Consider the following 26,015-nt stretch of genomic DNA (forward strand, 5'->3'; position numbering starts at 1 on the left):
TACCCCGGCCAACTTTTTTAGCGCGGCGGTCAGTAGTGAAGAAAGGAGTTAGTGTGGATTTTGCAGTGGCAATTCTATATCAAGTATTGTCGTTATACAATATCATGTATAGGTCCATAACATTTGGCACTCCGGTTGGTTGATAATCAGGGATTGTAGCGGTTATTGCCCAGCTGGCGTTGTCGGACTTTTTTCTCGTTTACTTTTGGCGTCTCAAAGAGAGTCACACTTTGCGATTCTCCATTGTCTCCCCAACTCGTCATTGCCCGGCTTGTTCCGGGCAATCCAGTCATTAAACCGTTCGGCGTAGCCGAACTCCTTTGCTTTGATGCCGCGCCGTTCAATGCGAGAATGACGGCAAGGCGGTGGTGTTTGTTGCTTACATGTATGAGCGCGTCCCGGCGGCTACGCCACTCTGGATTTGCGCGTATCATCCCTGATACGCGCCCTTCGGGATCGCTTCGCTCGCGCCCAGTCGATTCATGGCGCTCCCGGCGATTTTTTCCGCCTGCCGGCGAGAATGACAGGTTGGGGAGACAATGGTGAATCGGAAGGGGATGAGTCCTTTTGAGAAGACAATGGTAAGTGTCACGCAAAGCGTGACACTAAAACGTGCTCTGGCGTAGCCGGACTTTTTCTCTCGTGTGCTTTGGCCTCTCAACGCGCCTTTGTCCTCTCAATTCACCATTGCCTATCATTTGTCATTGCCCGGCCCTTATTATCATTGGCCGGAAAATCAAGATGCTACCGCATCTCACCTTTCCTTCATCGGTGAAGTTGCACTTAAGAGTTGAATTCGCCGCATCATACATACAGTTGACACCGGCGAAAAGGCCGGGTATAACTCCACTTGCCAAGATTTATTGAAAGAGTAGCCCGCCTCGTCGGGTTACCTGTCGAATAGAACAGCAGTTTTACCCGATACGGGAGTAATTACCCCACGGGGCAAATAGGCAGGAATTTCACTTGCTACTCTTTCGTGATCTTGGCAACGACCCGACACCGGTGTGTCGGGGATTGCTAACAATTACCGATTCGGAGAAGTGAAAAATGCCAACAATCAACATACCCCAGAAGTTTTCAAGTTTTTCAAGTATTCGTGCGTGCGCGCTTGCTTGTGTTTTTACCGTTGTTCTTGCCGGATGTGGCGGCGGGGGTGGTGGTAGTAGTGGTGGTAGTAGCAGTAGCAGCAGTGGCACTGGTGCTTCCAACCTTCCCTCGTTTCCAGTTAACCCCGCTACGGCGCGCTCCTTGGTCGGTGGTACCGTCCTTGATGAAACTTCATCAGAGGTTGGCGCGAGTTTGGATGCAATACATCAAGCGGCAAATTCTTTGCTTGTCGGCGACAATCATTTATTTGTTCCCGGATCCAGTGTCGGGAGGGCTGACACGACATGCGCAGCGGCTTCCTGCACTACCACCAGCGGCGGGGCATCATTAACACAAACCCTTGCTGATAATGATTTCGGCGACTCCAGCATCAACTACCAATCGGTCATGACCGACATCGGTATACCCCTTGCACAGGGACGGTCGCGATTGCCAACAAGCGGAGTAAGTGGAGGGATAACCGATACGATCAGTTATGGCGGTTGGCTTGAGCACAGTTTTTTCTTTGCGCAAGTATTGGAGCAAACCGCTCCGGGGGATGACCCTCTAGCAGTGGGTTATGGCGTATCAATCGGTAATGCCCCAGGCACGAATCCCGCCGCTGTTGCCAGCGAAACTGGCGCGACTTGGAGCGGCGTGATGATCGGCGGCGATGTGAGTGACACCGCATTGTTTGGCAATGTGATTCAGGGTGATGCTGAAATTGACATTGATGATTTCAACAACCCGGATGTTGATATCCGATTCACCAACATCTATGACCTTGACGCAGGCAACACACGTGCGTCTATGAGTTGGAATAATATCTCCGTCAGGAATGGTGCTTTTGCCACCGGGGCTGGCACGAATCAGATTCAAGGAAAGTTCTACGGACCCAATCATGAAGAGGTTGGTGGCGTTTTTGAGCGTAATAATGTGGTCGGTACTTTCGGCGCGCAACGCTAATAAGCGCTAACTTAATCAAAGCGGGCAGCCAGAAGGTTGCCCGCTTTTTTCATGGCACATCTCTGGCGCGCGTTGGCGGCGGCGTTGATGCTGGCGTTGGCATGGACGATTCTTGTTTCGCCGGCACATTCTGATTCGCACCTGTCGCAGGATGCACAGGTCAATCACGCGCGTTGGTTGATTGAAAACCACCAGCCGCTTGCGGCGTTGGCTATTTTGCGACCATTGGCAATCAGGTCGCGCGCTGACATTACCGACATTCGTTTTCTGATTGGCTTGTCTGCCATCGGCGCGGCTGAACGGGTCGACGACGAAGACCAAAGAGCCGCCTTACTGAGCGAGGCAATCGCCGCCCTGCGTGCCATTCTCATTGAGCATCCGCAGTTGATGCGGGTGCGTTTGGAATTGGCGCGGGCATTTTTTCTGAACGGCGATGATGATTTGTCGCGCCGACATTTTGAACGCGTTTTGGCCGGCGACCCGCCATCGGCGGTGGCAATCAACGGGCATCGTTTTTTACACGCCTTGCGCGCACGGCGTCGATGGAGCAGTTATCTTTCGTTCGGCATAGAACAAAATGACAACATCAACAGTGGCACCGACGCCGAAACCATTGAACTTTTCGGTTTGCCATTCGTGGTCAACGAACAATCCCGGGCACGTGCGGACACCGGCTTGTCGATATCCGGCGGCGGCGAATATCAACTCCCGTTGGGCGAAGGAAAACGCTGGCGATTTGGTGTGGACGCAACCCGTACCGAATACGACGGACATGAATTTGACGAAACCTGGTTGTCGCTTCGCAGTGGGCCGATTTGGACGCCATCGCAGGGCAACGAAGTTGGCGCGCAAGTGTTCACCGCGCAACGACAAGTCGCACGCAACCGCCACAGCAAAGAGTATGGGTTGCGGTTCAATGCGCGACATCAACTCACGAAAAAATTCGCCGTCAACGGACAAGCGTCATGGCGCAAAACCGCATACCGACAAGCGGCCAGAGCGGATGATGAAGACGCAAATTTCGCGCTCGGCGGCAGCTATCTTTTCACGCCGCTGCTGCAAGGCGACTTGAAAATGGGATACTCGCGCGAGCGTGTCAAAGGCGGCGGCAACCGCGGCCGCAACGCCCAACTCGGCTTGAGCGTCATCTTGCCGAAAGGCTGGACGCTCGGCGGCAACGTGGAATGGTCGCGCCGACGACACGAGGTCAATGCGCCGTTTTCGGACGAGCGTCAAGTCGATCGCAAGCGCGCCTTGCGCGTGTTCGCGCTAAACCGCGGCGTGACCGTATTCGGTTTCAGTCCGCAGATAATCGCGACGCGCGAACGACAACGCTCCAACTTCGCGTTAGACGATTATCAACGCGACCGCGTGGATTTACGATTCGTGCGACAGTTTTGATCTCGCTATTAATTATTCAGGAGCGCACATTGTATGTGTTTACTAATTCACTGCACGTTTTGTTCCTTTCCAGCGGTGTTTTAGCACCGCCATCTTGGCCGTCATTCTCGCCGTAGGCGGGGATCCAGTTAAATATGCGTCACGCGAAGCGTGACACTAAAACGGCGTTGGCGTAGCCGGACTTCTTATTCTCAATGTGCCATTGGCGTCTCAACGCGCTTTTGTCCTTTCAATTCACCATTGCCTATCATTTGTCATTGCCCGGCCCATATTATTATTGGCCGGGCAATCCAGTGGAATATGCCGTCCGGCGTAGCCGGACTCATTATGCGGCGAAGCCGCGCAGTTCGATGCGAGAATGAGGGCAGGGCTACCGGCACGGGTTAAGTGGATTGAATTATTTTCAGGAAGTTAACCAGTGACCCACAGGTGTTGACAGAAACTTCTCAAGAGAGATGCCGTCAGTGCCGACTAACAACTTGCGAGTCGGTTTGAATTTCCGAGCGAAAGCATCCATGCCCGGCAGAGTGCCGGAGAGGTTGCCGCTTTTTACTTCTATTGCCACTAATTTTCTTCCTTGCCGCAACACAAAATCCACTTCATGATTGCGCTCTCGCCAGTAGAACAATTGGCAGTTTCCCTCGGTAGCCGCATTGACTAGATGGGCACCCACGGCCGACTCCGCTAGGCGTCCCCAATAGGTCGGCATTTTCTGCGGTAAGGCTTTGCTCCAGATCACTCTGATCTTGCTTGGCCTGGGCCTTCGACCGCCAACCGTAGAGCTGCGAGTCATGAAGCCCCGGTTCCCTGGCGGCCTTCGGTATGCCGATTTTCTCCGCCAGGGCCAAAGCTTCCTTTCTGAATTCCGGCGAATGCCGCCTCCGGGATGTCTTTTTCCTTCCTGATTGTCTTGTCATGGTTCACCTCTGTAGCGTAGTTTACTCGCTTAACAGGGTGTCCATCATTAATGGGCAGGATCAGTCCTTCGTTAACACTAGCCATAACCGGCGCATTTGTATTGAGCGAAGCGAGCGGGAAATGCGTCCGCGCTCATGGCATTGCTATGTTTTTATTTGATAGCATTGATCAACAAAGCCATGCGTTCTGGCCTCACTTACTCTTCTTAGAATTTCCCGTAGACCACCTTCTCTGCAACTTTCATCCACCTTGCCCAAGCATCGCGCGCCACTCTTAGCAATAAAAGAAATCTGTTGTTCTTCATGTTGAGACAAGATTGTCACATCTCCACCAGCAACGTTTGAAATAAAATACTGTTTGCACTGAATGGCGAATAGACACGATTTTGGGTCATCACTCCGATGAACAATCAAAAGATCTACATCATGATATTCTGGTTGACATAAAAAATAGGATCCAAACCCATATATTTCCAACTCTTCAATCAAATTCCCTGATCCTGTTGTAGGCGTTCTTTTTCTTCTTCTGACAGATATTCCCAAAATTTTTGTTGGTTTAAAGCCGCCATAAAGCTTCCTATATCAAATACACCGACCTCCTTCTCTTGACAGTGAAGTTTTAAATCCATCGTATAATTGCACCAGTTTGAATTGATCACTACGGCATTAAGCTTACCAAGCCTCTCGACGGACTCTTGGTATTCAGCCAGCCCAAACGAATAACAATCACAAATAAATGCAACAAGAGTCCTGCCGTCCTTTAGATCAATTTCATACAAGCCTTCACCAGTATTCCGTACATCCGAGACCTTGTTATGTGACCCCATTCGGTCTTCAAAGAATCGGTAGTTTCCATAGTAACTCATCCATGGAAATGAATCGTTGTGCGCTGGCATGTCTAATCCCTTTTAATTAGATCTTCAAATTCAACTGGGAACCGCAAAACTGCTTGGTAAGGAATTTCATCATTAACCCATTTTTCGTAGCTTTTTACGTGGACTAGAAACTGACTAACGATTCCTTGAGCAGGTCTATCGAATAGGTTTCGGTAGTTGTTAAGTAGGCCGCCAATCACTCTATTATTTGGGACAATCGTGGAGAGTCTCTCAGAGAGCCATATTGCGTATACTGCATCACTATTAGGATGCTTGCGCGCATTCTCAGACGAGGGTCCGTATTGAAGCCATACTTGACGGTTCTCGGCGAGAAAAATAGCGATATGATCTTTTAGGGTATCAACATCAGCAATCTCTACGGCATCCAAGCGTCGAGAGATGCTAGCTTCATGATCACTTTTAGTCTTCGTAAGCAAATTAACCGAGTAGGTTCTTTCATTTTCTGGTTTATCGATTAGGGTGTGGTGGGTGGGGCATAGCAAGATTAAGTTTTCGTAGCTGTCTCTTTGCTTATCGGTCTGCGCTACATTGTAACGATTCGATCCTTTCCTCTTACCCATGATATGAGCCATTTCGCCTAGAGTGTGCGGAGCTGAATGTGCCGCTTGCTTAACCGTTAATCTCTCGTTGCAATCAGTGAACGAACAACGACCAGCTGCATTCGACCACAATAGTTTTATGGCTTTATTACTTATCGACATATATCTAATTCAATCCTTTCAGATTCTTAACTACCCGAGATTTCATGTATGCATTCGAGAAACATAATAGCTAAGCAGACCTCGCAATGAAGTATAATATCGCATCTTTATGAGTAGTTCCCAGAGCCAGCAGATAGTTCGCTCTGTAGGTGCCTAGACATTATGTAGTGACCTGCCCGTCCTCAAGATCGTGGATTAAGCTGAGGACGGTACATCTTCGAGTTATACCCAAATCTGGTGTTTGAAGAAATTTGAAATATACGGCGTGTCTTGTTGAGATCGGTTTTCGAGACTGATTGATAAACAACAAGGAGCACGCCACACATGACAAACAATAATGTACTTGATCTGGCATTGCCAGAGGATGTATAGGTTCACAACATATGGCACTCCGGTTGGTTAATCATCAGGGATTGTATAGGAGAAAGCAGGGCCAATGCCTGGTGGGGTCGTTCGGTGTTGTAAAACACCAGCCAGTCGGCCAGTTCTCGGTTAAAAGCATCCAGATCGGTGAACAGTAAATCCTCGTGGTAGTCGATGAAACTCTCCTGAATGGTGCGGTTGAAGCGTTCACAATGGGCGTTCATTTTGGGCGACCTCGGATAGGTCCACCAGTGGGTGATGTGATGGCGTTTGAGTTCGCTTTCGAAGTCTTTCATAAACTCCGAGCCGTTGTCGGAGAGGAGGTATCGGATGGTGGTTGGGGTCAGGGCGATAAGGGAGCGCAGGGCATGTGCGGCGCGGCTGCTGCTGCGGGTGGTGGACGCCCAGGCGAAGGCGAAGCGCGAGCAGGGGTCGATGAAGGTGAAGATATAGCGTCGGATGCCATCACGGACGCGCTCTACGGTATCGCAGGCGAGTTCCATGGGGGCGGTAGAGATGCCCTTGGGGCGGCGTGTTTTGCGGGTTTGGCGCAGTGGCTTGGTGTCGTCCGCGGCGATCCAGCCGAGCGGTGCGTGGCGCATTTTATCGGGCTCCCGGTCGATGATGCGTCCGATGGTGGAGACACTGGGGATGGGGCATTTATGGGTGTGGCACCAGGCTTTGATGAGCACCGACAAAGAGAGTTTTCCGATGTTCGGGTGGACCTTGCGCAAGCGGCGGATTTCGTCCACCACTTCACGCCGGAAGAGTGCTTGGCGGCGGCGTTTTGGTGCTCGTGATCGCGGTGTCAGGGCTGCCGGGTCGCCGCCGGCTTGGGCGAGTGTTTGCTGCCAGCGGTAGAGGGTGCGGCGGCTGACTGCAAAGGCATCGCAGGTGGCGGCGGTGCCGTGCACTTCCCAGAAGCGCAGGATGTCGATTCGTTTTTGGGCATGAGGGTTCATCGGCCAACGATGCCCTATTTTGGCAACGCGGTAAAACCCTCTTATTTGGTAGCCAATATGCTGGATTTGCATGGCATCTCCTCTTGGGTTGAGGAGTGCCAAAAGTATCTGAGCCTATGCATATCATGTCCGGGTTCACCCTGTATGAGACAAAATCAGGTCGTCAAGGTCAGTTGCAGATTGCGCGACTAAAGTCCCGCTTCCGAGATGGGCATGATTGCCGGAAGTGAGGCTTTAGCCTCGCCAAGCCACCTGACCACTCCAGAGTGGTCAGGTTAAATCCAGCCAAATCATAGAACAGATTATCCGCTAATAGTCTCATTTGTGTCTGAGCCCGGACATATCATGATGTCAGTCAAGAAAATCCAGCAAATAATCCTGATTGCTTCATTTATTTGACCGGGTATTGGTCGGGGTGAGAGGATTTGAACCTCCGACCACCGCAACCCCATTGCGGTGCGCTACCAGGCTGCGCCACACCCCGAATAATTTTAAGATTTTAATATAGACATTCTGGCGGCTGCAGTTAACCGAAGGTCGCCCGCGCAGAAACTAGCCCAGGATTTCCTGCACCTCGGTCAATTCCGCAACCAGCAGGGACACCATCTTGCTCGCATCTTGATTGGCAACTGTCGGGGAGGATGTCGTGGTCTCATTTTCAGCGGCAATCTGCTCAAGTCGAATTCTCGCGCCGTTAATCGTAAACCCTTCAACGTAGAGCAATTTGCGGATATGCCGAATCAGTTTAACTTCGCGACGCTGATAATAGCGGCGATTGCCGCGGCGTTTGACTGGTTTTAATTGCGGGAATTCCTGCTCCCAATAGCGCAATACATGCGGTTTGACTTCGCATAATTTACTGACCTCGCCAATGGTAAAATATCGTTTGGTCGGGATTGGCGGCAGTTCAAAGCCGCCTGGATCAAGCATTGTCATCACCTTTTACGCCCCAGCTTTTGGGTTAATTCAAAGGAGTTGCCGATCACGTTTTCCTTTAATTTCTGGCTCGAGCGAAAAGTGACCACTCGCCGGGCCGAAATTGCCACCGCTTCCCCGGTCTTTGGATTGCGTCCCGGCCGAGAGGTTTTGTCCCTAAGCGTGAAGCTGCCAAATCCAGATAGCTTGACCGCAGAACCACGCTCTAAAGACAGGCGGATTTTTTCAAAAAACAATTCAACAAAGTCCTTGGCCTCGCGTTTGTTCAATCCGACCTCATCAAACAATGTATTGCCCAAATCTGCTTTGGTCACGGTCATCTGTCGCGGTCATCCCGGTTTTGCATTTTTAGTTTAGCCCCACTGCATCATTATGTGCGTCAGTTTTGGGTGGGTCGACTTCGACCCTTATTTTCGAAGGCGAGCGCCCATTTTTTGTTCAAGCGCCCCGACAATTTTTTCCATAACCGCTTCGATTTCCGAGGAGGTAAGATTGCTTGATTCTGACCGGAAGGTCAAGCGATAAGCAAAACTTTTCTTGTTTTTTTCCAGAGGATCGCCTCTATAGACGTCAAATAATTCCAAATTCCTTAATAATTCACCCGCGGATGACCGCACCAACGCCAGGACTGATTGCGCATTAACCTCCTGGTCCACTAAAACCGCCAGGTCTCTTTGCACCGACGGGAATTTGGAAATATCCAAAAAAACGGGCAATAAACAGGAGGACAATGGCTCAAGATCAACTTCAAATAAATAGACCGCCTGGTCGATGCCATAAAATTTTTGATGGGCCGGGTGTAACTTGCCGACCAAGCCGATGCGTTTTTTTCCGCTGAGAATTTGTGCGCATTGCCCCGGATGCAACGCCGGATGCCGGGCTTGTCGCAGCTTAAAATCAGACGCTGATCCGGTTAGATTGATTAATGCTTCGAGATCGCCTTTTATATCGAAAAAATCAACTTCAGCAGCCGGGCTGCCCCATTGCCGGGGTAAGGACAGTCCGCTGGCTACCCCACCAAGACGTGATTTTTCTTCGCTTTTTCGGGAATTTTGCGCCTTTGCGTAGACCTGACCGGTCTCGAATAATCGTACCCGGTCTTCCTGGCGATTTAGATTGGATTTCAGGGCTTCCAACAATCCGGGCCATAAACTCTGACGCATTACCGACATGTTATCGGCGATGGGATTTACCAAACGGATTGCATTGCCTTTGTTGAGCAATTGTTTTTGAAATTTTGCATCAACAAAACTATAGGTGATGGCTTCATAATAACCCCGATGAACCAGGGTTTGTTTAAGGTCGTATAAGGAAATCTTGTTTTCAGGGTGGCCGCCGATTCTGCACTCGGTATTCGGCATGCGCGTCGGCACTTTTTCGAATCCAAAACAACGGCCAACTTCTTCGACCAGGTCGTGTTGACCTTGAATATCATAGCGCCAACTTGGCGGTTTAACCTGCCAGCCAGTTTTAGCGGCGCGTACCGACATCCCCAAATTTTTCATTATCGATACGGTTTTGCTGCTCGGAATGGTTATGCCCAACAGCCGCTGAATTTCAGATTTATGAAAAGCGATATTCGCCGCCTTTGGCAATGCTGATTTTTCCACCGCATGGGTCACGGGCCCGGCTTGCCCGCCGGCAATATCAACAACCAATGCCGTCGCCCGCTCCATTGCCCTGAGTTGAAGCTCGATGTCAACACCGCGTTCGAACCGATGCGAGGCATCGGTGTGCTGCAGGCCCAATTGTCGCGCCTTGCCCAAAATTGCGGCGCAAGAAAAGAATGCGGACTCGAGGTAAATATCCTTGGATTTGCCGGAGATCGCGGAATTGGCAGCCCCCATAATTCCAGCCAGGGCGATGGCTTTGCTGTGGTCGGCAATCACCAGATTATGTTTAGTTAGTTTTACCGAACGACCGTCCAACAACTTGATTTTTTCGCCATTTTTCGCCATCCGCACGACGATGCCGCCGTGAATTTTTTTTAAGTCAAAGGCATGCATGGGTTGGCCGAGTTCGTGCATGACGTAATTGGTAATATCGACGATCGGATTAATGCTGCGCATCCCGCAGCGGCGCAACCGCTCCGCCATCCAATCCGGCGTTTTCGCCTGCATATCAATATTCGTTATGGCGCGGCCGAGGTAACGCGGACACCCTGTTGGCGCTTTTAACCGAACCTTAAGCGCGGTTCGGGAAACGACCTTGGATTTAGAAATTTCGGGAATCTTCAGCCTGGCCCCGGTCAGCGTCGCCACTTCCCTTGCCACCCCGGCAATGCTCAGGCAATCTCCTCGATTCGGCGTGAGTTCCAATTGAAAAACATGATCCTGCAAATCGAGATAATCCCCGACCGCCCGGCCCACCTCCGCGCCAGCATCAAACTCCAATATGCTATCAGAGGAATCGGCGAGGCCCAGTTCCGCGGCCGAGCACAGCATGCCGTTCGATTTGACTCCGTGTATTTCGTATGTCTGTATTTCGCAGGCCGGTATTTCGCAGGCCGGTATTTCACCGGCCGACGCCTGCCCGCCTGGCAACCTGGCGTTAGCCAGCGCCACCGCGGTTTTCATCCCGGTTTTCGCATTGACCGCACCACAGACAATGGAAAGATGCCTGGATTTGCCCACATCAACTTCACAAACCTGAAGCTGAGAGGCATTGGGATGGGGTTCAGTCGAGACGATTTGCCCAACCACTATTCTCTTGTTATCCAGCGCGGGCCCGGCGGATTCCACCGCATCCACCTCAAGCCCAGCCAGCGTCAATCTCTCTGCCAGTTGGTCGCAGCCGAGCTTGGGTGAAACCCATTCTCTGAGCCAGGATTCGCTAATCAACATGCCCGCGGGTCATTAAAATTGCCTTAAAAACGCCAGGTCATTGTTAAAAAACAAGCGCAAATCATTAACTCCATAACGCAACATCGCCAACCGCTCAACGCCGAGACCGAACGCGTAGCCGCTATATTTACGATCATCAACCGCGCCGTATTTGAGCACCTTTGGATGAACCATGCCGCAGCCCAATATTTCCAGCCATCCCGTTTGCTTGCAAATTCGGCAACCCTTGCTGTCACAAAACACGCATCCCATGTCCACTTCCGCCGACGGCTCGGTGAACGGAAAATAGGAAGGTCTGAATCTCACTTTGAGATCTTTTTCAAAAAACTCGCGGATGAAATGAATCAGTATCCCTTTGAGGTCGGCGAAAGTAATGTTCGTATCGATGGCCAGACCTTCGAGTTGATGGAACATCGGCGTATGCGTCACATCCGAATCGCAGCGAAAAACCCGGCCCGGCGCAATCACCCGAATCGGCGGTTGGTTAATGCCCATGTAGCGGATTTGCACCGGCGAGGTATGGGTGCGCAGCACGACATGGTGGTCGATATAAAAAGTGTCGTGCATCGCCCGCGCCGGATGGTTGACCGGGATGTTCAACGCCTCGAAGTTATGGTAGTCGTCCTCAATCTCGGGACCGGTGGCGATGTCAAAACCGAGCCGATCAAAAATCGCCTCCATGCGTTGCAAGGTGTGCGTGATCGGGTGCAGCGTTCCCGCGACTTGCCCGCGTCCCGGCTGCGTCACATCAATGCGCTCGCGCTGCAGTTGCGCGGTTACGGCGGCATCGGCGAGCTCAGCGCGGCGCGCTTCCAGCCACCGCTGTATCTCGCCTTTGAGTTGGTTGAGTTGCTGCCCGAACGCCTTGCGCCGCGCCGGTGCCAGTCCGCCGATGCTTTTCAGTTGCGCGGTGATTGCGCCCTTCTTGCCGAGATAGCGAACGCGCAATGCGTCCAACGCCGCCAACGATTCGGCGGCGGCGATGGCTTGGCGTGCAGTCGCCGAGAGTTTAGCGAGGTCGGTTTTTTCGGTCACGAGTTTAGCGACCGCAATGACAACCTGGCGGCGGTTTTGTCATTCGTTCAAATCTGATTCCGCTTCTGCTTTTTCCTTTTCCATGCGCTTGCGTCTTTCGTTGGGCATCTCGCCATCGTATTTCCAATAATGTGGGCCGGCAACACGAACTATGTTGCTGTCACTACTCAAAATTTTATTTGCCGCGACGGAGAGTGACATTTCTTCGTCGTCAAAAATTATTGTTTTATCACCATGCACCGTGGCGGTGATGGATCGGTCGCGAGAGAAACTCAGCTCCGCCTTCGGTGAAATATCAACCATGGAAAATTTAAAGTTGGACAACCGTTTGGTTTCGCGCGCTTGCGATTGATCGTGTGCATTGATGTCGGCTTGAGTAATCCCGTCATCGGCGTCGTCGCTCGGCTCGGCGCTTATCGTAACCCGCTCGCCACCGGTCAACTGCATCGCCGCGACGACTTGCTCTGGATCCAAGCGAAAGAACTCTCGATTAGGATTGACGCGCGCGGGTTGGAATGCATCGTGCAATCTGCGCTCTGTTAGTTGCGGGTTGTCCGTCGCCGCCGCGTAATGCAAATCAAACAGCACCGGCACGCTGGTATTGTAAAGATGATTCATTCGCTTTTTTAGTCGCTCCGGCAAAGTAGCGGCGTTGCCGTTTTCAACTAATCCGATTTTCACCAAATCCGGCATGGTCGAATTGGTCACACAATAAACCGCGCCCTTTTGCTGCGCGTCATCCGCGTCGTTCATGTCGTCCACCCCCCTCACGCCAACGCCGCTTTCGCGCGTTCGGCGAGGGCCGCGAAAGCGGGTTTGTCGTTGACCGCCAACTCGGCTAAAATTTTTCGGTCGAGTTCGATCTCGGCTTTGTTCAAGCCTGCAATTAATCGGCTATAACTCATTCCATTGTTGCGCGCGGCAGCGTTGATGCGCACCACCCACAGCGCGCGAAACTGGCGTTTTCTCTGTCGGCGGTCGCGGTAGGCATATTGCCCGGCTTTATCAACCGCTTGCTTGGCCACTTTATACAACCGACTTCGAGCACCACGATAACCTTTGGCTTGTTTCAGGACTTTGATGTGTCGGGCCTTTGCGGTGCCCCCTCTTTTAGTTCTTGGCATATTCTCGTCCCCCGATCAGGCGTATGGAAGCAGCTGTTTCACCGCGGCATGATCTGCGGCATGAACCAATGATCCAGAACGGAGATGACGCTTCCGCTTGGTCGATTTCTTGGTCAGAATATGACGTGCGTGAGATTGCGAGCGCTTGAACTTGCCGGTCGCTGTGCGCGCGAAGCGCTTGGCCGCGCCTCGGTTTGTTTTAAGTTTTGGCATCTTGACTCCAGTATTTTGACGACGCGAGTTCGCGCCGCCATGATTATTAATGACAACGATGGTAGTTCTGGAATGGACTACTTCTCGTCATTCGCAAACCGTTTTACAACGGCACTTGTCGCGACCGCGACTATCCCCGCTTCGGCGCCAGCACCATAACCATCTGGCGACCTTCCAGCGCAGCCGCCTGCTCAACTTCCGCGATTTCCGCTAAATCTTTCTCAACCCGATTCAACATCAATAATCCGAGTTCCTTATGCGCCATCTCCCGGCCACGGAAACGCATGGTGACTTTGGTCTTGTTGCCGGCGCCGAGAAACTCGGTCAGTTTCCTGACCTTGATGTCATAGTCGCCGATATCGGTGCCGGGGCGAAATTTAATCTCTTTGACGACAACCTGTTTCTGCTTCTTTTTTGCGCCGTGGCGTTTCTTGCTCTCGCTATACAGATGCTTGCCGTAATCCATCACCTTGCAAACCGGAGGATCCGCATTCGGCGAAATTTCCACCAAATCCAGATTCACTTGTTGCGCTGCGGAACGGGCTTCTTTCAGTGAAATTATGCCTATTTGTTCCCCATCCAATCCGATAACCCGCACCGGGTCACTTTTGATTTGATCGTTGATGCAAATCGATTTTTGTTTTGCTATGTCTTCTTCCTCATAATATTTACCATAATATTTTGTATGGCCATTCGCCAATAAAATAATCTGGATAATAATCCGGTTGCAACCGCGATTATACGGCCTCAACCGACCTGATTTTTAAGCGTCGCCACTTAGAGAATCGGCAATGAACCGCTCAACAGACATGCAACCAAGATCTTCTCCATTCTGCGCGCGAACGGCTATGGACTTTGTTTCAACTTCGCGGTCGCCGACTATAAGCAAGTAGGGGATACGCTGCAACGTGTGCTCGCGGATTTTAAAGCCAATCTTTTCGTTTCTCAAGTCCGCTTCCACTCTGAAACCCTGTTTTTTCAATGTATTTGCAATTTCTAGGACATATTCAGACTGTTTGTCGGTAATATTCATGACCACGGCTTGAACCGGCGCGAACCAAACCGGGAACTTGCCTTCCCAGTGTTCGATTAAAATCCCGATAAAACGCTCAAAGGTTCCGAGCAACGCGCGGTGCAGCATGACCGGCGTTTGCCGGCGACCCTGTTCGTCAACATACTGCGCGTCGAGCCGGCCGGGCATGGAAAAATCCACCTGCATGGTGCCGCATTGCCAAATCCTGCCGATGCTGTCTTTCAAGGAAAACTCAATCTTCGGCCCATAGAATGCGCCCTCGCCTTCCAGCATTTCCCAAGGCAGGTTTTTGTCGTCCAAGGCCTGCGCCAATGCCGCTTCGGCTTTGTCCCAACTTGCATCACTGCCCACTCGATTCTCGGGGCGGGTTGCCAGCCGATAGATAATTTCGGTAAATCCGAACGCGCGATAGACATGATGCAAAAAATCAATGAACTCGCCGACTTCGCTTTGTATTTGTTGTTCGGTGCAAAAAATGTGGCCATCATCCTGCACGAATCCACGCAACCGCAGCAAGCCATGCAAAGCTCCGGATAATTCATTGCGATGGCATGACCCGTATTCAGCGAATCTTAACGGCAAGTCGCGATAGCTTTTCAGTCCCTGGTTGAAGACTTGAACATGACACGGGCAGTTCATCGGCTTGAGCGCGAATTTCCGCCCCTCTGATTCCACCGAAAACATGTCGCCGCCAAATTTATCGGCGTGACCCGAGCGTTTCCACAAGGATAAATCCACCACTTCCGGGGTATTGATTTCCTGGTAGTTTCGTTTTCGTTGTTCGGCGCGCATGTATTGCTGCAACACCTGATACAACGCCCAACCCTTTGGATGCCAAAACACCATGCCCGGCGCTTCTTCTTGCATATGAAACAAATTTAGTTGCTTGCCGAGTTTGCGGTGATCTCGTTTCTCGGCTTGTTCGAGTTGTCGCAGGTACGCTTTCAGTTGTTTTTTGTCGGCCCAGGCGGTGCCATAAATTCGTTGCAGCATTTCATTGTTTGAGTCGCCGCGCCAATAGGCGCCGGCAACCTTCATTAACTTGAAGGCCTGCAAATGCCCGGTGCTCGGAACATGGGGTCCGCGGCATAAGTCGATAAAATCATTTTGCCCATAGAGCGAAACTTGTTCTGTTTTCGGGATGTCGGCTATGATTTCGGCTTTATATATTTCGCCCTGCTGCTGAAAAAACTCGACCGCCTGAGCGCGTTCCATCACCGATCGCTCAACCGGATAATCCGCTTTCGCCAAATCCGCCATGCGTTTTTCGATAGCCTCAAGATCGTCTTCCGAGAATCCCGGGGCATAGGAAAAATCGTAGTAAAACCCATTTTCAATCACCGGGCCAATCGTAACCTGCGCTTCGGGGAACAGTTGCTTAACCGCCTGAGCCAGCAAATGCGCGGTCGAATGACGAATGACTTCCAATCCAGCATCGTCTTTTGCGGTAACGATGGCCACTTCGCAATCTTCGGTCAACAAAGCGCTGGCATCGACAATTTCACCATTTACTTTGCCGGCGATGGCCGCTTTGGCAAGGCCGGGGCCGATATCCTTGGCGACCTCGGCAATGGTCAATGGGTTATCGTAAGCACGAACTGAGCCGTCGGGAAGGGAAATTTGTGGCATTACACTACAATATGTGCGGCAATAATGTTTGCGGCACCCGGTCAGTGGCGCTCACGACTGAAGAGCGCGCCCGAAGAGCGCATATGAAGACTCGAAGCAAAAAGGTCATTGAAAGGTGGAACGAAAATACAAGATACAATAAACCAAACCAAATAGATGATTGTGGTAGGCGCGAGTGGATTCGAACCACCGACCCCCACCATGTCAAGGTGGTGCTCTAACCTACTGAGCTACGCGCCTGCCGAGAGCGCGGGAGTTTACACATTGCAGCGCCCTAATTCAATGAATTGTATCAATCCGCATTGTATCGGTCCGCCCGACTTGGTTGGCGGAGAGAGAGGGATTCGAACCCTCGATACGCTATCAACGTATACACACTTTCCAGGCGTGCTCTTTCAACCACTCAGACACCTCTCCGCTATTGCCAAGTCAGTTTGCCCAATTTGTTCGCGGCCACAAAGGCGGCGAAGGGTATAACAAGATTTTCCTGATAACAAGTTGCCTACCCCTCAGAATATATCCTGGCATTGCCGCTATGGAGATAACCGCACAATTTCCCATTGATCGTCTTTGTGGCGGTTATCTTGGCGGGCGCTGTCTTTTTTGATATAAAGAATTCGATCATGCAATCGGTGGGCGCGCCCTTGCCAAAACTCAAAACGGTCAGGCTTGATACGGTAGCCGCCCCAAAATGTCGGTAGCGGTATTTCCTGACCGCTGAATTTTTGTTCTATTTGCCATTGTTGTTGTTCGAGTGCCCGCCTCGACGCAATCGTCTCGCTTTGACGCGAGGCCCAGGCGCTGATCTGGCTGTCTCGGGGTCTGGACTTAAAATACTCAATGGACAACTGATCGCTGACCCGAGTCACCGTGCCTTCGATGTTTATTTGACGATGCAGTTCATACCAGGGAAACAATGCCGAAACCTGGTTATTCTCTGCGAGTTGCCGCCCCTTGCGGCTATCGTGGTTGGTGTAAAAAACCAAACCATCGTGGTCGCAGGATTTCATCAACACGGTGCGCAGGGATGGCTTGGATTCTTCTGATACGGTGGCAAGGCAAAATCCATGCGCTTCGGCGAGGCCCGAATCAACCGCCTGATCAAGCCATAATCGGAACTGCTCAACCGGGTCTTTGCAGACGCCATCCTGGCTGATTCCAGCATCAGAATATTGTTGTTTAAGTTGTTTCAGGTTTTTCATCTATGACCATAATGCGCAGGCAATTTCAACCCACCTGATCCGGATTATACTGCCTTCGTTGTCATTGAAGGGTGAGCTATTTCACCTGCGCCCGCGCCAGATACAAGAAAACAAGTTTAGAACGTAGAGGATAGTGTCAGCCAAATAGCCTCAGGTAATCTCAGGCAATCTCAGGCAGTCTCAGGCGGCGCGGTTTGTTTGCTTGCAATAAAAAGCCCAAGCCGTTACGGCTTGGGCTAACCCGTTGTCATGCAAAGAAATTCCTTGGCAGTATCAGTATCCGATTTATTCAACCACGCATTCTGATACCGCTCAGTACTCAGTCCTTACCTTGATGAGCCTACCGATCTTTTTATCCAATCCATTGGTTGCATGTTTTGGGTAATCGGATTATCCATTGCTTACAAAAATAATTATGTGACTTTTGTCACATTTTAACCCTTATTTTCATAACCCTTATTTTCATGGCACCAAACGGCTGTCTAAAATGGAATGTCGTCATCAAAATCGTCTGTTGCACTCGCTGGTTTCACCGCCGATTTTCCGGCCGCCGATTTTTCCGATGAATCGTCTGGCGGCGCGGATTGATCGAAGCCCGCATCGCTGGACGCCATTGAACTTCCACCGCTCCGGCTTCCCAGCATTTGCATTTCATTGCCAACAACCTCAGTCGTGTATCGATCCTGACCGCTTTGGTCCTGCCACTTTCTGGTTTGGATTCGCCCTTCAACGTAAATCTGCGATCCTTTTTTCAAATATTCCCCGACAACTTCCGCCAGGCGATTGAAAAAGACGATTCTATGCCATTCGGTGCGCTCCTGCTGTTCCCCGGTTTGTTTGTCTTTCCATGAATCACTGGTTGCCAGGGTAATATTTGCCACCGCCGCACCGCCTGGGGTATAACGGATTTCCGGGTCTTTGCCCAAGTTTCCCACCAGTATGACCTTGTTAATGCCTCTTGCCATTGTTGACCTCCTTTGGTCTTAATATGTTGTTCAATGTTGGCGTTGTCGCAGACTTCTTCGTCTACCTGCAAGCAACCACTGTCTCGCCACAAACAATGTTGCATCCTCAATGCCATTCTCAATGCCATTGAGTTGCGCTATTTTAGCAATCCGTTCGCTTGTTTGCGAGTGATTAAGCGCTCCAATTTCGATTATTTTTAGTCAGATTAAAATGGGCGGCAAAACAGGAAACCAGCAGCCATCCAAAAACCGCAACACTGCAAAAAACAAAAACACCGGTCACGCCCTGCATGCCCAATATCCAGCCGCCCGCCAACCCGCCCAAAAATATGCCGGAAAATTGAAAGGTGTTATAAATTCCGATCGCGGCGCCCTTGCTATTGGCTGGCGCGAGTTGGGACACCAGGGACGGCAGCAATGACTCCAGGGCATTAAATGCGCTGAAGAACAAGGTAATCGATGCCAGCAACCAGGCTAACGAATAATCTCGGCCGACTGCCAGCGTAATCAGGGAAATGAGCAGCAGGGAAATCGCCGTCTGATAAGCGATGCCTGCGAATTTCGGTTTAGAGCCGGCGATGATAAACGGCATCATGCCCAATACCGATGCCAGCAGGATCGGCGTGTACAGTTTCCAGTGCTCGGATAGTAACAATCCACTTTGAGTTATTAGCAAGTTGGGCAACACCAAAAACAGGGCGGTTAAAACAAGATGCAATATTAAAATTCCAAAATTGAGTTGCATCAATTGAGAATTTTTCAGTATGCCTTCAAGGTGACCCGGCAACCGATCTCGTGGCGGGAGATGCTGGTCGCGCTCGGCACTCGGCGCGACGCCCGGAACCACCTTATACAGCACCCCAATCGCCATTATCGCCAACACCGCAATCAACCAAAACAATCCATCGACGCCGATAACGCTTTGCAGGATCGGGGCTAAAATCAAAGACATCAGAAAAGTGAATCCGATGCTGATGCCGATGATTGCCATGGACTTGGTGCGCTGCTCGCTGCGGGTTAAATCCGCATTCAACGCCAGCACAGCCGCGGATATCGCACCCGCGCCCTGCACCGCCCGGCCGATTATCAACCACTGAATGGAGTCCGCCAACGCCGCAATGATGCTGCCAGCCGCAAATATGATTAACCCGCAGGCGATGACTTTCTTGCGCTCAATGCGATCTGACAACAGGCCGAATGGCAGTTGAAAAATGGCTTGGGTCAAGCCGTAAACCCCTAACGCCAACCCTAGCAATAGCGGCGTCGTTCCGCTCAGTTCATCGGCATAAATAGCCAGCACCGGCAACAGCATAAACAGGCCGAACATGCGCAGCGAAAAAATACTGGCTAGCGCGAACACCGCTGTGCGCTCGGTCGGCGACATCGCCGTGGTTAACATGGTGCCGTTATCGGCGTGAAAATATTTTCCAATGGGTTATTGCCCGCGCTCAAAGGGCGGGTATAGTATCAGGTTTGCTTTTTAGATTTTCTTTTTCAAAGGGATTGTTGTGAGCATAGAAAAAATTCAAATTCGCGGCGCCAGAACCCACAACCTAAAATCGGTGGATCTCGACCTGCCAAGGGACAAATTGATTGTCATTACCGGATTATCGGGGTCGGGAAAATCCTCGCTGGCGTTCGATACCATTTACGCTGAAGGACAGCGGCGTTATGTGGAATCCCTGTCCACTTATGCACGGCAATTTCTGTCGATCATGGAAAAACCCGATGTGGATTTGATCGAAGGACTGTCGCCGGCAATCAGCATAGAACAAAAATCCGCTTCTCACAATCCACGCTCCACAGTCGGCACCGTAACCGAAATATACGACTACCTGCGTTTGTTGTTTGCAAGAATTGGCGACCCCAAATGCCCACAGCACGAGGTTACGCTGGAAGCGCAAACGATTAGTCAGATGGTCGATTTGATCATGGAGCAGCCCGAAGGCGCCCGATTAATGTTGCTGGCGCCGATGGTCAATAATCGCAAGGGCGAGTTCCATCAGTTACTCGGCGAACTGCATTCTCAGGGTTATATACGAGCCATCATTGATGGCCAAACCGTTGAGCTGGATGATCCGCCAAAACTGGACAAACGCTATAAACACGATATCGACGTGATTGTCGATCGCCTGGTGGTCAGAGAGGGCAATCAACAACGGCTTGCGGAATCTTTTGAAACCGCGTTGAACCTTGCCGACGGCACGGCAACAGTTGCGCTGCTGGACGACCAGAAAAATGTTCAACAAACTCTTTTGTTTTCAAGCAAATTCGCCTGCCCGCACTGCGGATACAGTCTGGATGAACTGGAGCCCAGGCTGTTCTCGTTTAACAATCCGGCTGGCGCTTGCGGCGACTGCGACGGTTTAGGCGTGCGCCAATTCTTTGATCCGGAGCGTATTGTGCATAACCCCGAATTGGCCTTGACCGCTGGCGCAATTCCAGGCTGGGATCGACGCAGCGGCTACTATCATACGCAACTTGCATGCCTGGCCCAGCACTATGGATTTGATATCGAAGCCCCGTTTAGCGCGCTTGCAAAAAAGCATCGGGACATTGTGTTTTATGGCAGCGGCGATGAACTGATTAATTTTGTCTATATAAGACCGGGGCGGAAATTTGAGAAACGGCATGTATTTGAAGGCGTCATCAATAACTACAACCGCCGCTATCACGAAACCGAATCATCTTCTGCGCGCGAGGAGTTGGCCAAATACATGAGCGTCAAAACATGCGGCAGTTGCAGCGGCAGCCGATTGCGCAGCGCGGCGCGTCATGTGTTCATCGCCGGGCAGAGCATTCACGGATTGACAAAATTGCCAGTGGGAAAAACCTTGGAGTTTTTCGAAAACCTGGATTTGCACGGCAGGCGGGCTGAAATCGCGCACAAAATCGCGCAGGAAATCAAGGCGCGGCTGGGATTTTTAATCAATGTCGGGCTGAATTATTTGTCATTGTCGCGCGCCGCGGAAACCTTGTCGGGCGGCGAGGCGCAACGCATCCGGCTGGCATCGCAAATTGGCTCCGGTCTGGTCGGCGTCATGTATGTCCTGGACGAGCCTTCGATCGGCCTGCATCAACGAGACAACGCCCGATTATTAAAAACCTTGTTTCATCTCAGGGATTTAGGCAACACCGTCATCGTCGTCGAACACGACGAAGCAACGATTCGCAACGCCGACCATGTGGTCGACATCGGGCCGGGCGCCGGCAATCATGGCGGCGCGATTGTCGCTCAGGGCAAACCGGAGGCAGTGATTAACGAAAAAAATTCCATCACCGGACAATTCTTGAGCGGCAAGGAACGCATCGAAGTGCCAGCATCGCGCACCGCCGCCGACCCGAAGCGAACGCTTGAAATTGTCGATGCCAGCGGGAATAATTTGAATAATATGTGTGCAAAAATCCCGGTGGGATTGTTCACTTGCATCACCGGCGTGTCCGGCTCCGGCAAATCCACCCTGATCAACGGCACACTGTACCCGGCCGTGGCCCAGCGATTGCATCTGATACGGGCAAGGCCGCTGCCTTATGCAAAGATATCCGGTCTCGATCATTTCGATAAAATTATTTCAATTGATCAAAGCCCAATCGGCAGGACGCCACGCTCGAATCCGGCCACCTATACCGGATTGTTCACCCCTATTCGTGATTTATTTTCCAACACCCCGGAATCCAGAGCGCGCGGCTATAAACCCGGCCGGTTTTCATTTAACGTAAAAGGCGGTCGTTGCGAAGCGTGCCAGGGCGGCGGATTGATTCGCGTGGAGATGCATTTTCTGCCTGATATTTACGTTCCCTGCGATGTCTGCAAGGGCGAACGATATAATCGTGAAACCCTTGAGGTGCGGTATAAACGGAAAAACATCAGCGAAATTCTGGAAATGACCGTTGAAGACGCTGCCGCATTCTTTTCAGCCATTCCGGTGATTAAGCGAAAACTGGACACCTTGCTTGATGTCGGGCTGGGCTATATTACCCTTGGGCAAAGCGCGATCACGCTTTCCGGCGGCGAGGCGCAACGCGTGAAACTCTCGCGCGAGTTGTCAAAACGCGATACCGGCAGAACGCTCTATGTCTTGGATGAACCCACTACCGGTCTGCATTTCCACGACATCCGCCAGTTGCTGACCGTGCTGCATCGCTTGCGTGACCACGGCAACACGGTGCTGGTCATCGAGCATAATCTGGATGTGATAAAGACCGCGGACTGGATTTTAGACCTGGGCCCGGAAGGCGGCGACGGCGGCGGCGAAATTGTCGCCTTCGGCACCCCGGAACAAGTCGCAAAAGTCAAGGCGTCCTACACCGGCGCTTGCTTAAAACCGCTGTTGCGGCGGAGACAAACCTAGCAACCCGTCGTTCAATACGCCAGAGGCAAATCGGCGGGAATGGCGAAGCCGATGCCGTCGACAGTTAGAAGGGCGAGATAAAATCAAGGCTTGCTTGATGACCAACAGCTTTTTCTGCCGATAATGTTACAAAAATTCTTGTTTGCCGATGGCGTTAAAAATATCATCTAAAATCCAATTTAATGACTTCCAACCCTAATTATTTTTGCTTTTATACTCTAATGGTATTAAAATAAGCACTTAATTAAATACTTTTTTTATGACTATGGACACCATATTATCAAACTACACTGCCAGCATTAGCGAACTCAAAGCCTCGCCCACTAAGTTATTAGCCCGCGCAGGCGGTAACGCAGTTGCTATTTTAAATCACAATACCCCGAGCGCGTATTTAGTGCCTGCTGATAGGTATGAGCAATTACTTAATATGGCGGATGATTATTTGTTATCTCAACAGGTAGGCGATAGGTTGAGCGATGGCAGCACTCCGATTAAAGTGTCACTGGATGCGCTATAAATAATGGCTTATGAATTAGAGTTTCATCCAAAGGCATTAAAGGAATGGCAAAAATTAGATGCTAGTATCAAAACACAATTTAAGAAAAAATTAGCGCAACGATTAAAAAACCCTAAAGTGCCAAAAGATCAGTTACGAGGCTATGAGGCGGTTTATAAAATAAAACTTCAAAAATCAGGTTTTAGATTGGCTTATGAAGTCCAAGATAATGCAATGATAATTTTTGTTGTTGGCAAAAGAGAAGATGAAAAGGTTTATAATCTACTCAAACAACGGCATAAAATTTAACAGACACTTTGTTTTTTGTGAGCGCAAAATCGAGTATTGTTATGTGTGCTGTCTGCGGCACCTCAATACCCCAGAGGCATCTCCAAGCAAATCCTGCTACGGCACGTTGCGTCTCTAGCCTCTGCTCACTTCAAACACATTTTGTATTGAAGATAATCGCCTGATTAGTTGTTCGGGTCGCATTGCCGCGGAAATCTCAAGACGAAACCGCAACCGAGTCACGTGTTCTTGATCGGTCTCCATATTCACTTTCAGCACATCCACATTGGCCGCTTTCAGCAACTCTATAATTTCATGCAACAGTCCGCTGCGGTGGTAGGCGGTTACCCGCAATCCCAAGTTATAAGATGACTGGGATTGTTGTCCCCAATCCACATCAACCAGTCGGTTGGTTGAGTTTTCATCGAGATTCAGTATGTTGCTGCACTTTTTTCTATGAATGGAAACCCCTCGTCCTGAAGAAATAAATCCGATGATTTCATCGCCCGGAACGGGCTGGCAGCACTTGGCGATGCGCGTCAGCAAGTTGCCTACGCCCTGCACACTAAGGCTGTCTTTGTTTTGCTTTTTTGTTGGTTGCCGAGACTGGGCAATCGTCTCCAATTCATCGTCCAAGGTCGGCCTGAAAATCGTTTTGAACGGATGAAGTGCCTTGGATAACTTGAAATCCTTGGCGCCGATTGCGGCCAATAAATCATCTATTTTATGAAAATGCGTATGCCGATTTATTTTTTCGTAACTGAGATCCTCCAGGCCAAGACGATGCAATTCCCGTTCCAGCATGCCCCTGCCCTCGGACACATTTTGATCGTAGTCCACATGCTTAAACCATTGCAAAATTCTGCTGCGCGCTCTATTTGTCTGAACATTGCCCAGGTCGTTACGCAGCCAATCCCTGCTTGGACCGCCGGTTTTAACGGTTTGGATATGCACCTGCTGCGCGGTTTGCAACGGGTAGTTTAGCGGCACCATCTTGCCGTTGACCTTAGCGCCGCGGGTTCGATGACCGACTTCGGAATGAATCGCGTAAGCGAAATCTATCGGCGTCGATCCAGCCGGTAAATCCACAATGGTTCCTTTCGGGGTGAACACATAAATTCGCTCCTGGTGGCGCAAATCTTTTTGGCCGGCATCATCCACGCCATCGCTGGCTTGCTTCCCCGCCGTCGATGCCTGGTCATTGCGCATGACCTCGTTTTTCCAGTCCAGCAGTTGCCGCAACCACGCCACTTTGGCGTCGATGCCATTGTCCGGCCCGAGTTTTTCCTTATAGCGCCAATGCGCGGCGACGCCCAACTCGTTTTCTTCGTGCATCGAATAAGTGCGAATTTGAACTTCCACTTTTTTATTTTCCGGGCCGACGATGACGCTATGAATCGATTGATAGCCATTACTCTTGGGCATGGCGATGTAATCGCTGAATTCATCCGCAACCTGCTTCCAAGCCGAATGAATCGCGCTCAACGCCGAATAACACTGCTCCACATTATCGACCAGAATTCGCATGCCGCTGAGATCCCATAATTGCTCGAACTCCAAATCCTTGCGCTGCATTTTTTTCCAAATGCTATAGATATGCTTGGGGCGGCCCTGCACCTCGGCGGTGATGGCCGCGGCGCGAAGGCGAGTTTGTATTGCCGACGCCAAGCGCGCAATATACCGCTCCCGCGCCGGTCGTTTTTCTTGCAGCGCGCGAGCCAGAGCATGATAAGTATCGGGGTGCAAGTAACGAAACGCTAAATCCTCCAACTCCCATTTAAGTTGCCCTATTCCCAGTCGATTGGCCAGCGGCGCATAAACCTCCTGGGTCAGCCGCGCCTGAAATTTTTGAAACTCCGCGGTTTTTGATTTTGACGCCCTGAGTAAAATCAATTGATTGGCCAGGCAAATTTGCACCACGCGCACATCATCCACCATCGCAATCAGCATTTTGCGAAGATTTTCCTCATCCGTTTCAGCGCGGCTGCGACCGGGGATGCCGACGCTCAACAGGTCGGATAGTTGCCGCATTCGATTTATGCTGCGGCATAATTTAATCACCTCCGCACCAAATTGCGTCTCAACGCGCTCGGACTCCGAGTCGGAAAGCGGCATGAATCCTTGCAGCAACCCGGCCATCAACCCCACCGCATCCATCTCCAAATCCTGCAAAACCCCAACCATCTGCAAACCCGATTCGATACCCTCGCCCTCTTCTCCATCGCCGAATTTTCTTGGGCAAGCCGATTCCAGCCAGGACATCACTTGATCGATTGCCCAATGGTCTTGGAAGTTTTGTAATGAAGACACTGTAATTATAGGTGCGGCAATAAAAGGGCGGCATCCCCTTTATTCTTTCGTTTTCAGTTCAGTTTCCAAGCGCAAGATAGCTTATGCTATTCAATGAATGTAAGTCGGTATAGGCTCAGACACCTATGCGACTATAAGAGGATAAAAAATCGGGCAGCCTGAAGTGAAATCCATTCACTTAAATCACAGGAGACCGCCCGATGCGAATCAAAAGCGAAGCGTATCCAATCATACCGCAGCGGGGCGATTGCCGATACCGCCAGTGAACCAGCAAGCGCATGAGGAAACCGGGCA

27 protein-coding genes and 3 tRNA genes are annotated in these 26,015 nt (G+C 50.9%); 7 read left to right on the top strand and 23 right to left on the bottom strand.

The window, feature by feature from the left end; translation table 11 throughout:
* The first annotated feature begins 243 nt into the window (after nucleotides 1-243).
* The 4 genes from ACP158_RS09360 to ACP158_RS09375 all read left to right on the top strand — a co-directional run bounded on the left by ACP158_RS09360 (nucleotide 244) and on the right by ACP158_RS09375 (nucleotide 3,843).
* Nucleotides 244-546: a hypothetical protein gene (locus tag ACP158_RS09360; RefSeq protein WP_424945885.1), complete on the top strand. Its 303-nt coding sequence runs from the start codon at nucleotides 244-246 to the stop codon at nucleotides 544-546.
* 504 nt (nucleotides 547-1,050) lie between these two features.
* Nucleotides 1,051-2,055, top strand: a complete 1,005-nt coding sequence (locus ACP158_RS09365) for a transferrin-binding protein-like solute binding protein (protein ID WP_424945886.1) — start codon at nucleotides 1,051-1,053, stop codon at nucleotides 2,053-2,055.
* A gap of 51 nt (nucleotides 2,056-2,106) precedes the next feature.
* Nucleotides 2,107-3,456, top strand: coding sequence for a surface lipoprotein assembly modifier (locus ACP158_RS09370; protein ID WP_424945887.1), 1,350 nt, complete (start codon nucleotides 2,107-2,109; stop codon nucleotides 3,454-3,456).
* 240 nt (nucleotides 3,457-3,696) lie between these two features.
* Nucleotides 3,697-3,843 (top strand): hypothetical protein, encoded by a 147-nt coding sequence (locus ACP158_RS09375; protein WP_424945888.1) that lies wholly within the window; start codon nucleotides 3,697-3,699, stop codon nucleotides 3,841-3,843.
* A gap of 16 nt (nucleotides 3,844-3,859) precedes the next feature.
* Here ACP158_RS09375 and ACP158_RS09380 read toward each other — a convergent pair whose 3' ends face one another.
* The 22 genes from ACP158_RS09380 to ACP158_RS09485 form a co-directional block, all read right to left on the bottom strand.
* Nucleotides 3,860-4,165 (bottom strand): DUF4143 domain-containing protein, encoded by a 306-nt coding sequence (locus ACP158_RS09380; RefSeq protein WP_424948440.1) that lies wholly within the window; start codon nucleotides 4,163-4,165, stop codon nucleotides 3,860-3,862.
* A complete protein-coding gene (locus tag ACP158_RS09385) occupies nucleotides 4,056-4,304 on the bottom strand; it encodes a transposase (RefSeq protein WP_424945889.1) in 249 nt (82 codons plus the stop codon). The genes ACP158_RS09380 and ACP158_RS09385 overlap by 110 nt, the downstream gene beginning before the upstream one ends.
* Nucleotides 4,246-4,458 (bottom strand): hypothetical protein, encoded by a 213-nt coding sequence (locus ACP158_RS09390; protein WP_424948491.1) that lies wholly within the window; start codon nucleotides 4,456-4,458, stop codon nucleotides 4,246-4,248. Before ACP158_RS09390 ends, ACP158_RS09385 begins: the two co-directional genes overlap by 59 nt.
* A 59-nt stretch (nucleotides 4,459-4,517) precedes the next feature.
* The gene (locus ACP158_RS09395; protein WP_424945890.1) at nucleotides 4,518-4,862 is read right to left on the bottom strand and encodes a hypothetical protein; all 345 of its coding nucleotides are present in this window, start codon (nucleotides 4,860-4,862) and stop codon (nucleotides 4,518-4,520) included.
* The gene (locus ACP158_RS09400) at nucleotides 4,859-5,269 is read right to left on the bottom strand and encodes a hypothetical protein (protein ID WP_424945891.1); all 411 of its coding nucleotides are present in this window, start codon (nucleotides 5,267-5,269) and stop codon (nucleotides 4,859-4,861) included. Before ACP158_RS09400 ends, ACP158_RS09395 begins: the two co-directional genes overlap by 4 nt.
* Before the next feature lie 2 nt (nucleotides 5,270-5,271).
* Nucleotides 5,272-5,970 (bottom strand): HNH endonuclease, encoded by a 699-nt coding sequence (locus ACP158_RS09405; RefSeq protein ID WP_424945892.1) that lies wholly within the window; start codon nucleotides 5,968-5,970, stop codon nucleotides 5,272-5,274.
* A 374-nt stretch (nucleotides 5,971-6,344) separates the two neighbouring features.
* Nucleotides 6,345-7,397 (bottom strand): integrase core domain-containing protein, encoded by a 1,053-nt coding sequence (locus tag ACP158_RS09410; RefSeq protein WP_424945893.1) that lies wholly within the window; start codon nucleotides 7,395-7,397, stop codon nucleotides 6,345-6,347.
* Nucleotides 7,398-7,702: 305 nt separating this feature from the next.
* Nucleotides 7,703-7,779 (bottom strand) — tRNA-Pro (locus ACP158_RS09415).
* 68 nt (nucleotides 7,780-7,847) lie between these two features.
* The gene (locus ACP158_RS09420) at nucleotides 7,848-8,225 is read right to left on the bottom strand and encodes a MerR family transcriptional regulator (protein WP_424948441.1); all 378 of its coding nucleotides are present in this window, start codon (nucleotides 8,223-8,225) and stop codon (nucleotides 7,848-7,850) included.
* A 5-nt stretch (nucleotides 8,226-8,230) separates the two neighbouring features.
* Entirely contained in the window at nucleotides 8,231-8,551 is a 321-nt protein-coding gene (locus tag ACP158_RS09425) for an integration host factor subunit alpha (protein ID WP_424945894.1), read from the bottom strand.
* Nucleotides 8,552-8,638: 87 nt separating this feature from the next.
* Nucleotides 8,639-11,074 (bottom strand): phenylalanine--tRNA ligase subunit beta, encoded by a 2,436-nt coding sequence (gene pheT, locus ACP158_RS09430; protein WP_424945895.1) that lies wholly within the window; start codon nucleotides 11,072-11,074, stop codon nucleotides 8,639-8,641.
* Between the two features lie 12 nt (nucleotides 11,075-11,086).
* Nucleotides 11,087-12,109, bottom strand: a complete 1,023-nt coding sequence (gene pheS / locus ACP158_RS09435; protein ID WP_424945896.1) for a phenylalanine--tRNA ligase subunit alpha — start codon at nucleotides 12,107-12,109, stop codon at nucleotides 11,087-11,089.
* A 39-nt stretch (nucleotides 12,110-12,148) separates the two neighbouring features.
* Nucleotides 12,149-12,862, bottom strand: a complete 714-nt coding sequence (locus tag ACP158_RS09440) for a GIY-YIG nuclease family protein (protein WP_424945897.1) — start codon at nucleotides 12,860-12,862, stop codon at nucleotides 12,149-12,151.
* A gap of 14 nt (nucleotides 12,863-12,876) precedes the next feature.
* Nucleotides 12,877-13,233, bottom strand: coding sequence for a 50S ribosomal protein L20 (gene rplT, locus ACP158_RS09445; RefSeq protein WP_424945898.1), 357 nt, complete (start codon nucleotides 13,231-13,233; stop codon nucleotides 12,877-12,879).
* A 15-nt stretch (nucleotides 13,234-13,248) separates the two neighbouring features.
* Complete coding sequence (gene rpmI / locus ACP158_RS09450; RefSeq protein WP_424945899.1) at nucleotides 13,249-13,446, bottom strand: 50S ribosomal protein L35; 198 nt, start codon at nucleotides 13,444-13,446, stop codon at nucleotides 13,249-13,251.
* A gap of 130 nt (nucleotides 13,447-13,576) precedes the next feature.
* Nucleotides 13,577-14,146, bottom strand: coding sequence for a translation initiation factor IF-3 (gene infC / locus ACP158_RS09455; RefSeq protein ID WP_424945900.1), 570 nt, complete (start codon nucleotides 14,144-14,146; stop codon nucleotides 13,577-13,579).
* 63 nt (nucleotides 14,147-14,209) lie between these two features.
* Entirely contained in the window at nucleotides 14,210-16,108 is a 1,899-nt protein-coding gene (gene thrS, locus ACP158_RS09460; protein WP_424945901.1) for a threonine--tRNA ligase, read from the bottom strand.
* A gap of 163 nt (nucleotides 16,109-16,271) precedes the next feature.
* A tRNA-Val gene (locus ACP158_RS09465) sits at nucleotides 16,272-16,348 on the bottom strand.
* 86 nt (nucleotides 16,349-16,434) lie between these two features.
* Nucleotides 16,435-16,525 (bottom strand) — tRNA-Ser (locus ACP158_RS09470).
* 116 nt (nucleotides 16,526-16,641) lie between these two features.
* Nucleotides 16,642-17,310, bottom strand: a complete 669-nt coding sequence (gene pdxH, locus ACP158_RS09475) for a pyridoxamine 5'-phosphate oxidase (RefSeq protein WP_424945902.1) — start codon at nucleotides 17,308-17,310, stop codon at nucleotides 16,642-16,644.
* Nucleotides 17,311-17,792: 482 nt separating this feature from the next.
* Nucleotides 17,793-18,275 (bottom strand): single-stranded DNA-binding protein, encoded by a 483-nt coding sequence (gene ssb, locus ACP158_RS09480; protein WP_424945903.1) that lies wholly within the window; start codon nucleotides 18,273-18,275, stop codon nucleotides 17,793-17,795.
* Between the two features lie 172 nt (nucleotides 18,276-18,447).
* Entirely contained in the window at nucleotides 18,448-19,674 is a 1,227-nt protein-coding gene (locus ACP158_RS09485; RefSeq protein WP_424945904.1) for an MFS transporter, read from the bottom strand.
* A 115-nt stretch (nucleotides 19,675-19,789) separates the two neighbouring features.
* Between ACP158_RS09485 and uvrA the strand changes: the two genes are divergently transcribed.
* The 3 genes from uvrA to ACP158_RS09500 all read left to right on the top strand — a co-directional run bounded on the left by uvrA (nucleotide 19,790) and on the right by ACP158_RS09500 (nucleotide 23,432).
* The gene (gene uvrA / locus ACP158_RS09490) at nucleotides 19,790-22,627 is read left to right on the top strand and encodes an excinuclease ABC subunit UvrA (RefSeq protein WP_424948442.1); all 2,838 of its coding nucleotides are present in this window, start codon (nucleotides 19,790-19,792) and stop codon (nucleotides 22,625-22,627) included.
* Between the two features lie 265 nt (nucleotides 22,628-22,892).
* Nucleotides 22,893-23,144 (top strand): type II toxin-antitoxin system Phd/YefM family antitoxin, encoded by a 252-nt coding sequence (locus ACP158_RS09495; protein ID WP_424945905.1) that lies wholly within the window; start codon nucleotides 22,893-22,895, stop codon nucleotides 23,142-23,144.
* A 3-nt stretch (nucleotides 23,145-23,147) separates the two neighbouring features.
* Nucleotides 23,148-23,432, top strand: a complete 285-nt coding sequence (locus tag ACP158_RS09500) for a type II toxin-antitoxin system RelE family toxin (protein WP_424945906.1) — start codon at nucleotides 23,148-23,150, stop codon at nucleotides 23,430-23,432.
* A gap of 114 nt (nucleotides 23,433-23,546) precedes the next feature.
* On the opposite strand, the gene ACP158_RS09505 is transcribed toward ACP158_RS09500, so the two are convergent.
* Entirely contained in the window at nucleotides 23,547-25,721 is a 2,175-nt protein-coding gene (locus tag ACP158_RS09505) for a RelA/SpoT family protein (RefSeq protein ID WP_424945907.1), read from the bottom strand.
* Nucleotides 25,722-26,015: the final 294 nt, after the last annotated feature.

This window comes from Candidatus Spongiihabitans sp. (assembly GCF_965247905.1).
Taxonomy (GTDB): Bacteria; Pseudomonadota; Gammaproteobacteria; order Arenicellales; family Poriferihabitantaceae; genus Spongiihabitans.

Excerpts from the sequence above, each read along its gene's own strand:
- ACP158_RS09365 (WP_424945886.1), top strand. The coding sequence starts at position 1,051 with ATGCCAACAATCAACATACCCCAGAAGTTTTCAAGTTTTTCAAGTATT.
- ACP158_RS09370 (WP_424945887.1), top strand. The coding sequence starts at position 2,107 with ATGGCACATCTCTGGCGCGCGTTGGCGGCGGCGTTGATGCTGGCGTTG.
- ACP158_RS09380 (WP_424948440.1), bottom strand. The coding sequence starts at position 4,165 with ATGCCGACCTATTGGGGACGCCTAGCGGAGTCGGCCGTGGGTGCCCAT.
- ACP158_RS09390 (WP_424948491.1), bottom strand. The coding sequence starts at position 4,458 with ATGGCTAGTGTTAACGAAGGACTGATCCTGCCCATTAATGATGGACAC.
- ACP158_RS09400 (WP_424945891.1), bottom strand. The coding sequence starts at position 5,269 with ATGCCAGCGCACAACGATTCATTTCCATGGATGAGTTACTATGGAAAC.
- ACP158_RS09405 (WP_424945892.1), bottom strand. The coding sequence starts at position 5,970 with ATGTCGATAAGTAATAAAGCCATAAAACTATTGTGGTCGAATGCAGCT.
- ACP158_RS09420 (WP_424948441.1), bottom strand. The coding sequence starts at position 8,225 with ATGCTTGATCCAGGCGGCTTTGAACTGCCGCCAATCCCGACCAAACGA.
- ACP158_RS09425 (WP_424945894.1), bottom strand. The coding sequence starts at position 8,551 with ATGACCGTGACCAAAGCAGATTTGGGCAATACATTGTTTGATGAGGTC.
- pheT (WP_424945895.1), bottom strand. The coding sequence starts at position 11,074 with ATGTTGATTAGCGAATCCTGGCTCAGAGAATGGGTTTCACCCAAGCTC.
- ACP158_RS09440 (WP_424945897.1), bottom strand. The coding sequence starts at position 12,862 with ATGAACGACGCGGATGACGCGCAGCAAAAGGGCGCGGTTTATTGTGTG.
- rplT (WP_424945898.1), bottom strand. The coding sequence starts at position 13,233 with ATGCCAAGAACTAAAAGAGGGGGCACCGCAAAGGCCCGACACATCAAA.
- rpmI (WP_424945899.1), bottom strand. The coding sequence starts at position 13,446 with ATGCCAAAACTTAAAACAAACCGAGGCGCGGCCAAGCGCTTCGCGCGC.
- thrS (WP_424945901.1), bottom strand. The coding sequence starts at position 16,108 with ATGCCACAAATTTCCCTTCCCGACGGCTCAGTTCGTGCTTACGATAAC.
- pdxH (WP_424945902.1), bottom strand. The coding sequence starts at position 17,310 with ATGAAAAACCTGAAACAACTTAAACAACAATATTCTGATGCTGGAATC.
- ssb (WP_424945903.1), bottom strand. The coding sequence starts at position 18,275 with ATGGCAAGAGGCATTAACAAGGTCATACTGGTGGGAAACTTGGGCAAA.
- ACP158_RS09485 (WP_424945904.1), bottom strand. The coding sequence starts at position 19,674 with ATGTTAACCACGGCGATGTCGCCGACCGAGCGCACAGCGGTGTTCGCG.
- ACP158_RS09495 (WP_424945905.1), top strand. The coding sequence starts at position 22,893 with ATGGACACCATATTATCAAACTACACTGCCAGCATTAGCGAACTCAAA.
- ACP158_RS09500 (WP_424945906.1), top strand. The coding sequence starts at position 23,148 with ATGGCTTATGAATTAGAGTTTCATCCAAAGGCATTAAAGGAATGGCAA.